We start from the raw sequence: 15,335 nt of genomic DNA on the forward strand, positions 1-15,335 counted from the left end.
CCGTGCACTATCAACCCGTCTGCCAAAAGGAGACATTCATGCACCACATGCTCAGCACGACCCCCGGCGAGCCCTGGCCCGGCCCGCCGCTCCCACCGACCCCTGACGGCGGCCCCGGAATCCCCAACCCGCCCAAGACCAGCCGGACCAGCAGCGAGAGGAGCACGACGGCATGAACAACGTGCAGATCGTCACCTCCGCCGGTGGAGACGGGGACGGGGACAAGCTTCCCGGCCAGCCGTGGCCCGGACCGACCGAGGAGCCGAAGCCGGACGGCTCCAGCCCCGAGGGCGATGGGAAACACCGCAAATGACGAGTCCTGCACAGGTGGAGCGCCCCAGTCGGAAAGAGCTGGGGCGCGTCCTCCTCGAAACACAGTCGATGTCGTCCGACTGGGCCCCGACCTTCGCCGCGGTGGACCGCGCCGCCTTCCTCCCCGACCTCATGTGGCCGTTCGACATGGCAACCAGCAAGAGCATCCCGGTAGACCGGGCCGCCGACCCCGACACCTGGTACGCCGCCGCCGACGCCGACGCACCCATCGTCACGCAGTGGGACGACGGCAAACCCACCGGCACCGCGCCGGGAAAGATCTCCACCAGCTCGTCATCCATGCCGTCCGTCGTCTACAAGCTGCTGCAAGACCTGGACGTCGCCCCGAGCATGCGGGTACTCGACGTCGGCACCGGCACGGGCGAGACCGCCGGAGCCCTCACCCACCGCTGCGGCCGTCACAACGTCACCACGATCGAGGTGGACCACGCCGTATCCCGCCAAGCCCGCGAACGCCTCTGCGCGGCAGGGCTACACCCCAAGGTCGTCACGGGAGACGGATTCAAGGGCTACACGGACGCTGCGCCCTATGACCGCATCCTGGCCACCGTCGGACTCCGGCAGATTCCCGGGTCCTGGATCGAACAGACCCTGCCCGGTGGCCTGATCGTCGCCCCCTGGGGCACGCACTATTCCAACGCGGACGCTGTCGCCCGCCTGGTCGTGAAGGACGGGGAGGCGTCGGGATACTTCACGCGGCCCGTGGAGTTCATGAAGCTACGCAACCAACGGCTCAGGCTGCCAGGCCACAGCGCCTACGTCCCGCCGGGTGCACTCGACGGCGCCGACACCTCTAGCACCGAGATTACCGAAGAGGAGTTCGTCACCGGGCCGTACACCGCCGCCGCCTTCGCCCTCGGCCTCCGCGTACCAGCCTGCACGCAGGCCGTCGCCGACAAACGCGACGGCGCACGGCCCGTGTGGTTCTACGAGCTCGGAGGCGGCCGTTCCTGGGCGTGCGTCATGTTTCACGACCAAGAGCGGGTGGCGCGCGTCTGGCAGTCCGGCCCACGCTGCCTGTGGGACGAGGTAGAGGCCGCCTACCGATGGTGGGACGACCACGGGCGTCCCACACACGAGCGGTTCGGACTCACCATCACCCCCGACGGGCAGCGGGCGTGGCTGGACGATCCAGCGGGGTCCTGGGCCGTTTGAGGCGCGAAGCCGTCCCGGAACTCCGCTGGGCTGGCCGGATTCCCCGCGCAAGGGGCAGACTTCTCGCGGCATGAACGAGCCCACCCGATCCCGACTCGGCTCGGGATCCCGTGAAGATCGCCACCGCAGGAGCCGCAACGCCTACGGTGCCTGCCAGGTGCTTGTCGGCCTGTCATTGACTGGGAGGTGTTCATGCCTGAGGTGGAACTTTCGGCCGGGACTATCGAGTACGAGGACACTGGCGGCAACGGCCCGGTGCTCGTACTGCTGCACGGGGTCGCGATGGACGGATCGCTGTGGCGGAATGTCGTCGCTGACCTGCGATCGGACTTCCGGTGCGTGGTGCCGACGCTTCCGCTGGGCGGGCACCGGCGGCCCATGAAGGCCGATGCCGACCTGTCCCTCCTCGGGGTGGCCAGGCTGGTTGCCGAGTTCCTCGAGCGTCTCGATCTGCGCGATGTCGCCCTGGCGATGAACGACTGGGGCGGGGCGCAGGCGCTCGTCGCCGACGGCCGCGCGCAGCGGATCGGACGCCTGATCATCACCTCGTGTGAGGCGTTCGACAACTTCCCGCCGGGACTGCCTGGCAGCACCCTCGTCCGCTCGGCGAAGATGCCCGGTGGCCTCAACACCGCGTTCACGTTGCTGAGGCTGCGACCCATGCGGCGGCTGCCGATGACGTGGGGCTGGATGAGCAAGCGCCCGGTGGAGCCGGAGGTCATCGCCGGCTGGTTTCAGGGGGTGTGGTCCTCTGCCGGCATCCGCCGCGACCTGCGCAAGTACGTACTCGGCGTGCCGCCCAAGAGCGAACTGTTGCAGTGGGCCGAGAAGCTCCGGGAGTTCGACCGGCCTGCGCTCGTCGCCTGGGCCGAGGAGGACAAGGTCATGCCGCCCGAGCACGGCCGGCGACTGGCCGAACTGCTGCCGAAGTCACGGCACGTGGAGATCGCCGACAGCTACGCTCTCATTCCCGAGGACCAGCCGGCCGAACTGGCCAAACACATGCGGGAGTTCCTGTTGGATACGGCGAGAGGGAACGCGTAGCCGCGTTCGGAGCGCACATAGCGTCCTGCCAAGTTCCCCCGCGGTCCTCCGGCTGTGTTGCTTGCTGACTTGCTCAGTCAGTGCGTCGCGATCCGGCGCGGCGCTGGTAGCGCGAACGGGCGAGGTCTTAGGCCTTGCGGAGAAGGTCACGGATTGCCTCGTCGAACGCGCGAACGCCCGGACGCCGATTGATGGCATCCGGGCGTCCGAAAGCGTCTGGGCATAAGGCGGTGACTACACGTTCGGCACGCGCAGCTTGTCCCAGCTCGTCTTGCCGGGGATGCCGTCCGCGTCCTTGCCGGAGAAGCCCTGTTTGCGCTGCCAGGCCGCGTACGACTTGCGGTCCGCTTCGGTCCACTCCGGGCCGGGCCCCTCCTCGTAGCGGGAGCAGCCCTCCGCGACGAGTCTCTTGCCCATCGCCGTGATGATCTCGCTGCTGCGGCCGGGTCGGAAGAAGTCGGCGCCGGGGAACGGCTCGTACTTCGCCGGCGGCTTCGGCGCCGGCTCCGACGGGCCGTCCGGCTTGTTGCCGAGCCGCTTCCCGATCCGCCCGCGCATGGAGCGCATCGTGAACCCTCGCGGGTCCACCTTGCCCGGCTGCCATTCCAGGTGGCCGATCACCGACTTCTCGGACCAGCCGTGCGCTCGGCAGATGGCGGCCGAGGCCTTCTCGATCGCCAGCTTCTGCGCCTCCGGCCAGGTGTCCGTGCCGTCGCCCTTGTTGATGCACTCGAAGCCGTAGAAGTGCCGGTTGCCGTCCGTGTCCGCCTCGTTGTCGGGCGGCAGATCCTTCTCCTGGATGACCGCGCGCAGCACGTCGCCGTCGCCGAGACCGGCGTGGTTGGCGCGGCCGTTGCCGACCAGCCACACCTCGCCCTCCTTGTCGATGACCCCGAGGCACAGCGGCCCGGGCAGGGCCGAGTGCCCCTCGTAGCAGAGCTCGACCGAGCCGCTGGTGCCCTTGGTCGCGGTGTGATGGATCATCACGCCGTGCACCGGACCCCACGGGCCCTTGTGATTGCGGTTGTGGGTACGCCAGTTGCGGTACTCGTGGACCACCAGTCCCTCATCGCGCAGGACTTTGACGATGCGGGAGGCGGTCAGGGGCGTGGCCATCGTGGTGTGCTCCTTCCGGTGCGGTTCATCGGCTCTGCTACTGCTGCTCTCCGGCCTCCTCCTCCGCGCCCGTGCCCGCCGCCTCGCGTGCCTCCGTCTCCGCCGCTGCCGCCTCCTCCGCCGCCAGCGCCTCCGCGCTCGCGGCCGGAACCGGCGTGGCCAGCGGCCCGAAGGACTGCCGCAGATCCGCCTCTCCCTGCTCGCCCTGCACCCACGCCAGCGGCGCGTAGTGCACCTGGATCCCGAGCGGGGCCTGCAGCAGCGGCTTGCGTGCCGCGTTCACCGGCCATTCGACGCCGCCCGTGGCCGTGCGCGCCGGGATGAGCCAGTAGTCCCCGGACCTATACGTACCCTCGGCGGCGAAGTACACCTCGACGCCGTCCTCCAGAGCCAGCCATCGGCCCTCCTCGACCTTGACCGCTCCGTTCTTCAACCGGGCCGCCGTGCCGCCCTTCCCGCGCTGCGCGCCCTCCTGGTGGTCCCAGCGACGCAGGAACGGCCGCAGCTCCGGTCGGCGCCCGACGCCCGGCTCCGGCTCGGCGGACAGCCGCACCCGCCGCTCCGGCAGATCGAGCTCCTCCACCCGCAGCAGCGGCAGCGGTTCGAGCCGGCTGCTGTAGGCGGTGTCCACGAACTCGACCCAGTCGCCGACGTTCAGATCGAGCTTGTCGTCGCTGCCCAGCGACGCCAGCTCCACCCACGTGCCGTCGAGTCCGTCCACCGGGAAGACCACGGAGCCGTTCTCCCGCGACCACTTGAACGTCGCGTCCTTCGCCGTCCCGCCGTCGTGCACCTCTACCCGGTACAGCTGGTTCTCCGGACCTCGGTAGCGGGCGTCCGGCTTCACCAGGCACGGGTCCTCGTCCGCGTGCTCGGGCCGCTCGCTGCGCGCCGCCAGCCGCGCTGCCGGCCGCGCCTGCTCCGCCGCCCACCGGGCGAACGCCGCACGGACCGCGTCCTTCCCGCCCTTCCCGTCCTCCAGGTCCAGCTTCGCGCCCTCCAGCGGCAGTACCTGCCAGACCACCTTGGTACGGGCCGCGGTGTCCGGCATCGCCGAGCCGAGCGCCACCTCGCGCAGTGCCGGGTCCTCGGCCGCGGTGACCGAGCGCTCCCACACCTTCAGATAGACCAGGAAAGGGAATTGGGCGGGCAGTCGGTCGGCGTGCCGCTCCGGGTCCCGGAAGGCGTCGGGCTGGTCCCAGTAGGTCCAGGTCTTCGGGGCCTCGAGGGCCGCCCCGTCGCCGCCCTCCGTGCCGTCCTCGTCCCCGTCGTGGCCGTCGTGCCCGTCGTCGACCGCGGTACCGGGCTGCGGGCGCGTGGCGTCGCACAGGATGCCGTCGACGTAGTAGCGGCCGCCGCCGATGGTCAGGTCGTCCAACTCGCGGTTGCCGCCGAGGAAGTTGATTTTGAAGCCCGTGACGCCGGCCGGGCCGCCGTGCTGCCCGATCAGATCCGCGGCGGTCGTACGGGCCTGGTAGAGCTGGATGGCGGTGTTCTCGTTGGCGTCGGCGTCGAGCTGTACCCGGCCCTGCTGGGCGACGACAGCCGAGTAGTGCCGGTCCGGCCGGAAGGTGATGCGGGAGAGATCTACGTGCATGGAAGGGGTCCCCCTCGGAGGTTCGTTACGTCTGTCGTGAGCTATCAGGTGACGGGGATGATCCCGGCGTCGGTGCCGGCCGGTGCGTACTCCGCGAGCCGGGCCCGCAGGCTGTCCTCGCGCTGCGGCTGGAACAGGTCGTGGAAGGCGCCCATCTCGGCGCCGTCCTCCGCGCCCCGCACGATCTCCTGGGCGCACCCGGCTGCCAACTGCCCGTATGCGGGCGTCCCGTACCGCTCGCTCGTAAACAGCGGCTGTACCCGCCGGGCCTCGTCCTTCCCCACCAGATCGGGTTGGCAGCGGTGGCGGCGCGGCGTACGGGAGCCCGGCGGCAGGTAGCTGAACCGCACGCACCCGACCCCACGCCTGGCCACCTGCATCCGCCCGGTGAAGATGCTGTTCTCGGCGATCTCCACGGCATGGGTGTGGACTTCGCCGATGACCGTGGTGCGGTGGGCGTGCAGCACGGCGTGCGCGTGCCGGCAGTCCGGGGCGGACAGCGCCTCCCGGTCGTGCCCGGTGGCGTCCAGGATGCTGTCGGCGAGGTGGATGTGCAGCGGGTCGGTGTGCACCTCGTCGCCGACGACCTCGATCGTCCCGAGAATGGTGCGCTCGATCTGGACGCACGCGGTGGTGCGGTCCAGGACCAGGCTCGGCTCCTCTGGGGAGTGCGGGTCGCACTCCGGCTCCAGGGACCAGCCGGGCACGAGCGTGCAGTGACGCAGGACCAGGCTGCCGACCGGCCCGGTGACATGGAGCCCGCGCCCGGTCACCAGCAGCCCGTCCAGAACCATCCGGGGAGCGTCGCCGGGGTCACAGTCCTCCTGCCCGCGGATGTTGAGCGCGTCCGGCCGGTTGCTGTACCAGTCGAGCAGCCGGATCACCGGGCGCGTCCCCTCCGCGGCGCGCAGCTCGAGACGGTCGCCGGGGCCCAGGTCGAAGTCCAGCTGCTCCTGGTAGGCGCCGCTGTGGGTGATCTCGATGATGCCCTCGGGGCCGCACCGCCCGGCCCGCCGGTCGCCCTGCCACTGCCCGTACGCGTCCATGATCCGCTGGTACGTCTGGCCAGGCCCGACGCGGTAGATCTCCGCTCCGGGAGGAGTGACGCGCTCCCGCGGGTACTCCCCGCCCCCCAAGTCGTCGGCGAACGCGTAGTGATAGCTGACCCAGACGCCCTGGCTGGGCGCGGACCGCGCGCCGAAGGCGATCCGGCCCAGCGCCGGGTCGACCGCCACCTGCCCGCGCTTCGGCCGGTAGCGCCAGTCCGTCAGATCGGCCACCACGATGTCCGACAGCGGCACCGGCTCGTCCTGCCCGTCCCGCCAGATGGTGAAGCTCTTCCCCGGCCCGTAGTAGTCCGCGAGTCGGTCGTGGAGCTGCCGGCGCCGGATGTACGCCGGGACGTTGTCGATGGTGGCGGTGTGCGCCGCCGAGGGCTCCGGTTCCGGCTTGGTCACCAGCGGGGTGTCGTTGCCGAGGATGGAGAAGGTGTAGAGGTTGCGGGCCCGGTCGATGCAGTACGCGGGCGCGCTGGTGACGTGGTACGGCTTCAGCCGCCAGACGAACAGGCCCACCCCCGCCGGGGTGTAGCCGCCCTGCCTGCGGCGCGAGCCGGCCCGCCGTACGTCCGCCGACTGCGCCACCGTGCCGAACGATCCGCCCGCCAGGTCGAGCGCGGCTCCGTCCCGTACGTCCACCAGCCGCCCGCGCCGCGACCGCCGGTCATTGACGGTCTCGGTGCCGGAGCCGTACAGCTTCACCGGCTGCTGGTGTGAGACCAGCCGGGAGAACTCCACGGCGCGCGCGGGCCATCCGGCGACCGACTCCGACAGCTCCTCCAGCAGCGCGAGCGTGCCCTTGCGCCGCCGGTTCGCCACCGTCGACGCCACGTCCCGGCGCGGGGCCAGCGCCTGGGCCAGCCGCTGCCGCGAAGCGTCGGAACCGCTGCCGTCCTTCAGCCCGGTGGCCAGCACCCGCTCGTAGCCGGGCAGCGGGCGGTAGCCCACCAGGTCGCCGATGTAGGGCAGCACCCACTCGGCGGCGGTCTCCACGAACCAGTCCTCGTATTGCTGCTCGACCCCGCTCCGTACGAGATCGACCTGCTCGGCGATCACGGCGAGCAGTGCGCGCAAGGGCTCGCCCTGCTCCGCGTCCCGCAGCAGGTGCCACTGCGGGAGCAGCTCCGCGAGCCCGTCCGGCTCCCTGCTCATCTACTTGACCTCCGTCAGAATCAAGGTGTCCGCCACCTGCGGCGAGAACAGCGCGAGCTGGGCCGGCCGGATGCCGCGGAAGACGAACACCGTGCGGCCCTTCTCCAGCCGCCGCGTGTCGGTGATGTCGGGGTTGAGGCGCAGCAGTTCGCCGAGCGGGATGCCGTACCGCGCGGCGATGGCGCTGAGCGTCTCGCCGTTCTCGGCCGTGACCCGGTGGACCTGCTCGTCGTACTCGGCGTGCCGGGCGGGGACCACGGTCCGTGGGCCCGTGCGCCGCGCTCCCCCCGACCTTCGCTTGTGGGGACTCCCAAGCCGGGTGAGCTCCTGCGGGGTGATGGAGGCCGGGACGCCGGTGAAGGCGTCGACGTCCACGTAGTCCACGCCGGGCACCGTATGGGCGACGGCCAGCACCTCGCTGAGGTGCGCACTCTGGCCCAGCTCCCGTCCCGGATAGCCGAGATGGTGCAGCAGGGCGCGGCGCAGCCGCGGTTCGACCAGCTCCCAGGAGTGGTCGGGCGCCACCTTCACCCGTGCCGCCAGCATCAGCAACACCAGTTCGCGCACGTCGACGCGGACCGGCAGCCGTGCGTCCCCGTACTCGGCGAGCGAGGAGCGCAGGGCGCGCAGCACCTCGGCGTCCTCGGCGATCGGGATGTCGTCGGCGCCGACGACGGTCACATGCAGCAACTGCCGCCGCCCGTTGAAGAGTTCGCGGGCCGCGGCCCGGCCGATGCCCGCCCGCGAGCGGGCGAAGTCCTCGTAGTCCTGGACGGATACGAGCCGGTCCAGGGCGGATACGGCCAGCGGGATGTTGCGGCGGGTCAGGCCGGGCCCGTCCGAGTCCGCGCCGCCGGTCGCGGGCAGCGGATTGGTGACGGCGGTGACGCCCAGCGGCCGGGTGATGGCCTGGGTGATCCGGTGCGCCTGCACGTTGGCGGCCTTGCCGGTGCCGAACCGGTAGCGGGCCCGTACGTTCTCGTGGCCCGAGGGCAGCCGCGCGCCGTTCACCCCGTCGCCGAAGGTCACGGTGGTCCGGCCGTCCCCGGAGGTCCCCAGGACGTAGACCCTCCCCCAGCCTCCGGCCGGGGGGACCCCCGTCTCGCTTCGCTCGCGCGGTCCGCGCCCGGCGAGGCTGTCCACCTGGTGCCACAGCAGCCCGTCGACCCGCACCTCCAGGGTGGGCGTGGCCCCCAGGGGGTTGTCGTCGGGGAGCCAGGTGAGCGGCGACTGCCAGAGCACGAAGGTCTGGTGGGTCTTGGCGGCGTCACCGCTGCCGATCGGCTCGTCGCGGCTTTCGCCGTGCGTGGCCGGGACGACGTTGCCCTGGATGGACACGGTGTCGCGGCGGTAACGGTAGGCGAGGTCGGTGGTGAGCGTGAGCTTCGTATGGACGTGGTCGCCCGGCAGGTCCGGGTCGGCGGTCTGCTCGACGGCGGCGATCACGACCGGCTCGGTGCCGCGCACTCCGGAGACGGTTCCTGGGGGTCCCCCCGCCGAAGGCAGGGGGAGGATGTCGGTGCGCTCGCCGGAGACGACGAGCAGCCGGCCGGGGCGCAGCCCCTCGTACAACTCGGCGAGTTCGATCTCATTGCCGTGCACATCCTCGCCCAGCGGCTCGTCGGCCGGGCGCAGGGACTCGCCGCGCGCATGGACGACGGCGTCCCGGATGTGGGAGAGGAGCACGTCGTGCTCGTCCAGCCACGGGTCGGCAAGGGTGAGCTCGGTGCCCCGGCCGGTGATCCCATAGTTGGTGTACGAGGCGGTGCGTACGGCCTTGACGCGGGTGGTGACGAAGGCGAGCTTCTTGTCGCCCGGTATCCCGTCCGGACCGCCGGCACCCTTGCGCGGGCGCTCGATGGCCACCCAGCTGCCGACGGTGATCCCGTCGTGCACGGTGTCGAGAGCCAGGACGCGGCGGGCCGCCGGCGCCGGGATCGTGGCGATGCCGATCTCGACCTGGGTGGGCTCGCTTCCGGCCACGTACCGGACCGTCACCTCGTACTCGCCGTGCGTCGCCTGCCGTTGCTCACCGGGGGCGAGCCGCCACTGCAGCGCCTCGCCGTTGTCCACCGCGACATGGACCCGGCCGTCCTCACCCGGCCGGGACACGAACAGGGTGCGCCCCGGCAGATCCGCCAGCAGCCGGGCGGTGACGCCCGCTTCCTGCGAGTCGGTGGGCCGCCGGGTCAGCCAGCTCAGGTCGTGGTCCTGGCCGGCCCGGGTGGACAGCTGGACCCGGCCGGGGCCGAGCTCGAAGCTGGCGTCCGAGGGCAGATTCTCGGTGCGCTGCACCGAGTTGCCCGCCTCCGCGTGCACGAACTCCGCCTTCACCGGCACCTTGCCCGCCGTGTCGAAGACCACCCGCATGCTGGTCAGCGCGGCACCGGTGAGCGGCCAGTCTGACTGCCGGATGACCCGGCCGCGGTCGTCCTGCACCGGCTTGAGCGGTGCGGTCGAGCCGAACGGTGCGGCCGTTACGCGCATCGCCAGCACCTCGCGCAGGGCGGCGGGGGCGGTCGGCACGGTTTGCCGCCACGCCGGGTACAGCCCGTCGGAGATCCGCGGGTCGAGCGCGGAGAGGACCTGCGCCGCCAGATCCGAGTCCGGGGCGAAGACGCTGTGCGAGCTCGCTGCGCCCAGGGGTTTGGGGCGTGCGGCTCGCGTGCGGAGGGCGGGCAGCAGGGTGCCCAATTGCTGTAGGGCGCCCGGGTGCGGGCCGGTGGTGCCCCCAGCCCCGCGGAACGATGGCCCACCACCTTCTTGGTCCGGCTCCTCCAGTTCCACCGCGCGGTCCTGGAGGTCGACGAACACCGCGTTCAGCTGCTCGAACCAGTCGCCGACCTCCTCGTACGGGGCGGCGAGCGCCTGGGCCTCCCAGAGCCGCTGCACGGGATCGTCCAGCCGGCGCGCGAACTGCGTGGGGCTGTCAAGGTCTTCCAGGTCCGCACGGAGCTGAGCCAGCACCTGGGCGTCGAAGTCCTCGATCAGCGCGCTGCCCGCGGGCCGCGGATTGGGGCTGTCGGGCCCCTCCGTGATCCACTGCTGCAACTCCTCGACCAGCTCCTTGAGCGACGGCATGGCCGACACCGGCAGTCCTACCGCCGTCACGTCGTCGTCGCGGTCGATCCGCACCCGGGTCACGGGCAGCAACAGTCTCTGCCCGGCCTCGGCCGACGCGTCCTCGGTGAAGACGAAGAGGAGCTTGTCGCCGGGATGGAGGGCGTTGGCGGTCCCGGCGAAGAACAGCTCGGAACGTTCGCGCAGATCCTCCGGCGTCAGCAGCATCGGGCGGCGGCGCCGCACCGCCAACTCGTTCCAGTCCCAGCGGGCGGTGAGGTCCAGGGCGGTCTCGAAGGTCTGCGGGTCCTCGTCGGAGGCGCCGGGCACGCTGTGGCTGCGCGCGCCCCGCGGAATCACCACGGGGGTTCTCCCGTCGGAGCGCGGGTCGCGGTCCAGGGTGTACGCGAGGAGGGTGTCCGCACTGACGCCGGGGCGCGGCCGGTGTCCCACCAGCCGCCCCAGCAGTGCCAGGGACCGGTGCTCGTCCGCGGTCCGCAGATAGCCCTCGTCGGCGATCCGCTCGGAGTGGAAGGTCAGCAGGTCGCCGAGGACCGCCCACGCGTCCAGCAGCCCGATGGCCGGGTCGTCCGGGGTGCGAACGGTCAGCCCGCGCAGGGCGGGGTAGGCGGGCGAGGCGAGCCGGTCGAGCATGGCGGCCAGGAACGAGCCGTACTCGCCCACCCGGTAGTCCAGGGCCGTGCGGCCCGGCGGGTTGAACAGGGACGGCGGTGCGTGCCGCTCGTCGTGGCCACCGCAGCCGCAACCGCAGGTGCTCCCGCTCATCGGTCACCTCCGAGCTCCAGCGTGAGCCGGCCGTTCTCGGGCCGGTCCGGGTCGTTGTCGCAGCGGGCGATCTCCAGCGGGCCGAGCCGCAGCACACCTGCCTCCAGTGCTCTGTTGTCAAAGGGACCCTCATGGAAGAGCCGTCGCAGCCGGGTGACCCGTACGCTCCGCACCCCCGGCACGGCGGCGGTCACCGCCACCAGGCGGCTCAGCCGCACCGGTTCGCCGAACGTCAGCGCGTCCGGGTGGAAGAAACCGAGCCGTCCGCCCGGCAGCGCACGGCTGCCCAGCACCCGGTACAGCTCGGCCAGGATCTGGCCGTGCTGGTGGCCGGGCGCGGCGCACACCTCCAGCGCGATGTCCAGCGGCACCGGCCGCGCGCGCTCGACGACCAGGTCGTGGCCGATGCGCCGGTAGCGTTCGAGGCCGTGGGCGACCGCGTCGAGCAGTGCGGGCGGCGGATCCCCGGCCCCGTACGCGTCGATGGCGACATGCGCCTCCTGCACGCTGCCGGTCCAGCGGATCTCGGCCGCCGCACGCTGCACGCCGGGGAGTTGCGACGCCAGCGCCGCGTAGTCCTCGGCGGTGACGGCCCGCAGCCGGGTGCGCCTGAGGTCGAGCGGGGCGAGTTGGCGGACCTGCTCGACGGGCTCGGGGGCGGTGCCGCCGACGGCGGGCAGGGGGTTGCGCACCCCGGCGACCGGCAGCGGCTCCCCCGAGTCCACCTCGTCCGGGTCCCGGCACACCACCAGGTGGTTGATGGCCTCGGCACCGACGTTCCCGGCCGGGCCACCGCCCAGCCGGTAGTGAACGAGCAGGGTCGCGCCGGGATCGGGCTCGGCGCCGTGGCGGCCGTCGCCGAAGCGCAGCGCGAGCCGCCCGTCGTCCTCCAGCTCGCCGACGAAGTGCGGATCCCGGGACCTGCTGGTGAGCAGGTCCCGGCGTGGGGTCCACGCGACGGAGTCGCCGTCGCCGTGTCCGGCCGGCTCCGGCGTGCCGCCGCGATGGCCGGAGGACTGTGCAACTGCCGCGCCGCCGACCTGCCCCGGGACCGGGGCGTCTGCCGCATCCGGGGCGGGGAGGGCCGGGCGCCCCGCGGCCGGCCGCTCGTATGCCCGCACTGCGGGAAGCGCGGCTCGCGGATCCTGGACGAGCGCGGACGCTGGCCCGTACAGCACCGGCTCCTCCGGGTGCAGCCCGGCCGCGTACGGTCGGCCCCAACTCTGCCTGATCTCCCAGGCGATGCGACCGTCGAGCACCGTGCCCGCGCGGGCGCGGGCGGTCAGCACCTCCAGGCGGCGCAGTTTCGCGGCGAGCAGCCGTTCGCTGCGGTGCAGCAGTTCGCGCAGCGCGCGGACCGGATGCAGGTGCAGTTCCAGCCGCTCCAGCACCCGTAGCCCGAACAGCACGGTCAGCTCGGCGATCTCGTCCTCCGAGAGCCCGTCGCAGTCGCGGGCGCTGCGCCACAGCTCCACCAGCCGCTGCCGTACGCGCTCCGGGATCGCGGCGAGCCGCTCGGCCTGCCCGGCCGAGACGTGGCGCGGCTCGGGGAAGGGCACGGCCTGGGCGACGGGGGAGTGGTGCAGTACGGGCCGGAAGCGCGGTGCGATGCCCGGGTACACGGACTGGGCGAGCAGCGTCTCGAGGGCCCCGGCCTGGGCGTACGCGGTGCCGGGCACAACCCTTTCCCGCCGCTGCCCGGCGAGTTCGAGACCGAGCCCTGCCCGTACGGTCGCGTCCTCGCCGACGACCGTGAACAGCTCACGTATGTCGTCGGCGGTGAGCAGCCGCCCGCAACGGGTCTTGTCGAGCAGCGCGTCGATCAGTTCGGCAGGCGGGTTGCCGCGGGCGCCGTCCGGGCAGCCGGAGGCGGCCGGCCCGCAGAGCGCGGGGACAGCGGGTACGGGCGGCACGGTGACGGCCTCCGGCGCACTGCCGCAGAAGGTCAGCGACCGCCCGTGGTCGACGAGGGCCACATTGCCGCGGGCCACGCTCACGTCCTCGACCGGTGCGCAGTCCGTGCCGCCGAGCGCGGTCAGGCACAGGGGGAAGGTCAGAGCGTCCTCCCGCGACCAGGTGACCTCAACCACCGGCTGGTCGACGAGGCGGTCCACCGCCGGGGTGACGGAGGTCAGCCGCACCGCCTGCCGGTGGGCGGGGTCCGCGTCGCCGGGCGTGCCGGAGCGCGGGCCCAGGACCTCTTCGAAGATCAGCAGATCGCCGGGCCCCAGGTCCAGCCGCCGCTGAGTGCAGGCTGCGTCGTCGGGGTCCGCCCATTCGTCCCGGAGGGTTGCGGAGGTGGTGCCCTTGGGCAGGGAGCACACCTCGTCGCCCCAGGTCCAGAAGCGGATGGTGTTGTGCGCGGGCCGCAGCCGCAGCGGATCCCGGACGACGGGTTCGAAGACCTCCACCGAACCGCGCTCGTCCAGCTCCGCCAGGTCCCCGTCGTCGATGACGATGCCGGGCTCCGGCCTGTCGTGCGGCCCGAGGGTCCGGACGTCCACGGCGGCGAACCGGTACATGCCGGGGCGCAGCGTGAGCGGCTGCACCGTCTCGAGCGCCACGAACGCGCGGGCGTTGCAGCCGTCGTGCATCGGATAGTCGATGAGCCGGACGTGCCGGCGTACGGACACCCGGCGGCGCGCGGTGTCCAGATACGCCTCGGTCGCCACCGCGTCCTGCTGGTAGCTGATCTGGTCCGCGGTGTACGCGAGCATCTCGACCAGGGTGATGCCCAGGTCGGGGGCGTGCCGCTCGACCCAGTCGGGGGTCGTCAGCGCCATCCGGTCCAGGACGAGCCGGCGCAGGGTGTCGTAGTCGCGCGCCGTGTAGTCGATGACGGGCGCGGGTGCGAAGGTGGCGGGAAGGCCCGGCTGCTCGTCCTTGCAGTCGAAGGGTGTGGGGCAGTCGGGCTGGAAGGTGAAGTCCGCACCGAAGTAGCGCTGGACGAAGCCGGGGAAGGGCTCGGTGCCGGGCCGCCCGTACGGGTCGGTGTCGACGATCGACAGGCGGTAGCGGCTGGTGTCCCCCGCCCGGTCCACGGTGACGTACAGCTTGTCGTCGAGCTCCGGGTCCTCCTCGCGCTCGACGGCCACCTCGACGGCCTCGATGCCGGTGATCCGGCGGCCGCCGTCGATCCGGACGTTCTCCGGGCACAGGCCGTGCGGGGCCTTGCCGATGAAGGTGACGGTGAGCGTCAGCCCGTCGTCGCTCACCTCCACGGCGTCGACCCCGTTGAGCCGGGCTGCTCTGATCTGTCCCCGCCTGCTGTGCGTACGGCTCCTCATGCGGCACCCCTCCCCTCGAACACGTCGTCGCGGCGGCTCGCGGTGGAGCGCACCACGTAGCGCAGGTACACGCGGACGACGTTCTCCTCGCTCACCACGTCGAGGGACTCCACCTCGATCAGCTCGCCCAGCCAGCGCTGCAGCGACGCCTGGACGGACAGCTCCAGCGCCGAGGCCAGCTCCGGACTGTTCGGCGTGAAGACCAGATCGAGCAGCCCGCAGCCGAAGTCGGGGCGCATCACGCGCTCGCCAGGACTGGTGAACAGCAACTGCTCGATCAGGTCGCGGACGTGGTCGTCGTACGACGCATGGGCCGTGCGACCTCGACGGTCGCTCTGGAAGGGAAAGGCGATATCGGTGCGCACCTTCTTCGTCCTCATCGCACCACCACCTCCCGCTGCGAGGGAACAACGACGGGCGGTCCCTGCGGCACGAGTGCCGCGGTAAAGCACAGGGCAGCGGTCGTGTCGAGCAGGACGGGCGCGCCGTCGACGGTCGGGCCGCCGTCGTCCGCGGTCCAGCGGACGGAGGTGCACGGCATGGGCACGCGGTCGACGGTGTGTGGGCAGCCGGTGATCATGTAGGCGTCCGCGGCGGTGGCGACGGGCAGGCCGTCGAGGAGCACCGCGTTCGACGAGGTGCGGGCGGCGGTGGCCCGGCCGCCGTGCGGACAGCTGATCACGGCACCGGCGCCGAGCAGGTTCCCGGATGTCCCGGATGTCCTGGACAAGGCGTAACTCCCCCGTT

General features: G+C 72.1%; 11 protein-coding genes. 4 read left to right on the forward strand and 7 right to left on the reverse strand.

Going from position 1 to position 15,335, the window contains the following annotated elements; translation table 11 throughout:
• Positions 1–38: 38 nt before the first annotated feature.
• The 4 genes from ACTWQI_RS13240 to ACTWQI_RS13255 all read left to right on the forward strand — a co-directional run bounded on the left by ACTWQI_RS13240 (position 39) and on the right by ACTWQI_RS13255 (position 2,532).
• On the forward strand, positions 39–176 hold the full coding sequence (locus tag ACTWQI_RS13240) for a hypothetical protein (RefSeq protein WP_443270138.1): 138 nt from the start codon (positions 39–41) through the stop codon (positions 174–176).
• Positions 173–313, forward strand: coding sequence for a hypothetical protein (locus tag ACTWQI_RS13245; RefSeq protein WP_443270140.1), 141 nt, complete (start codon positions 173–175; stop codon positions 311–313). Before ACTWQI_RS13240 ends, ACTWQI_RS13245 begins: the two co-directional genes overlap by 4 nt.
• On the forward strand, positions 310–1,488 hold the full coding sequence (locus ACTWQI_RS13250) for a methyltransferase domain-containing protein (protein WP_443270141.1): 1,179 nt from the start codon (positions 310–312) through the stop codon (positions 1,486–1,488). Before ACTWQI_RS13245 ends, ACTWQI_RS13250 begins: the two co-directional genes overlap by 4 nt.
• A 192-nt stretch (positions 1,489–1,680) precedes the next feature.
• Positions 1,681–2,532, forward strand: a complete 852-nt coding sequence (locus tag ACTWQI_RS13255; protein WP_443270143.1) for an alpha/beta fold hydrolase — start codon at positions 1,681–1,683, stop codon at positions 2,530–2,532.
• Positions 2,533–2,766: 234 nt separating this feature from the next.
• On the opposite strand, the gene ACTWQI_RS13260 is transcribed toward ACTWQI_RS13255, so the two are convergent.
• From ACTWQI_RS13260 to ACTWQI_RS13290, 7 genes are read right to left on the reverse strand one after another with little or no spacing between them, the layout of a single operon-like run.
• Complete coding sequence (locus ACTWQI_RS13260; protein WP_443270144.1) at positions 2,767–3,648, reverse strand: peptidoglycan-binding protein; 882 nt, start codon at positions 3,646–3,648, stop codon at positions 2,767–2,769.
• A 37-nt stretch (positions 3,649–3,685) separates the two neighbouring features.
• Positions 3,686–5,245, reverse strand: a complete 1,560-nt coding sequence (locus tag ACTWQI_RS13265) for a DUF6519 domain-containing protein (RefSeq protein ID WP_443270145.1) — start codon at positions 5,243–5,245, stop codon at positions 3,686–3,688.
• Positions 5,246–5,289: 44 nt separating this feature from the next.
• Positions 5,290–7,455, reverse strand: coding sequence for a hypothetical protein (locus tag ACTWQI_RS13270; RefSeq protein ID WP_443270147.1), 2,166 nt, complete (start codon positions 7,453–7,455; stop codon positions 5,290–5,292).
• A complete protein-coding gene (locus ACTWQI_RS13275) occupies positions 7,456–11,301 on the reverse strand; it encodes a putative baseplate assembly protein (RefSeq protein ID WP_443270148.1) in 3,846 nt (1,281 codons plus the stop codon). It lies immediately after the preceding gene.
• A complete protein-coding gene (locus ACTWQI_RS13280; RefSeq protein WP_443270149.1) occupies positions 11,298–14,588 on the reverse strand; it encodes a putative baseplate assembly protein in 3,291 nt (1,096 codons plus the stop codon). The genes ACTWQI_RS13275 and ACTWQI_RS13280 overlap by 4 nt, the downstream gene beginning before the upstream one ends.
• Positions 14,585–14,968: a GPW/gp25 family protein gene (locus ACTWQI_RS13285; RefSeq protein WP_443270151.1), complete on the reverse strand. Its 384-nt coding sequence runs from the start codon at positions 14,966–14,968 to the stop codon at positions 14,585–14,587. Before ACTWQI_RS13285 ends, ACTWQI_RS13280 begins: the two co-directional genes overlap by 4 nt.
• The gene (locus ACTWQI_RS13290) at positions 14,965–15,318 is read right to left on the reverse strand and encodes a hypothetical protein (RefSeq protein WP_443270152.1); all 354 of its coding nucleotides are present in this window, start codon (positions 15,316–15,318) and stop codon (positions 14,965–14,967) included. The genes ACTWQI_RS13285 and ACTWQI_RS13290 overlap by 4 nt, the downstream gene beginning before the upstream one ends.
• Positions 15,319–15,335: the final 17 nt, after the last annotated feature.

It is taken from the genome of Streptomyces sp. KR80 (assembly GCF_052245555.1).
GTDB lineage: Bacteria > Actinomycetota > Actinomycetes > Streptomycetales > Streptomycetaceae > Streptomyces.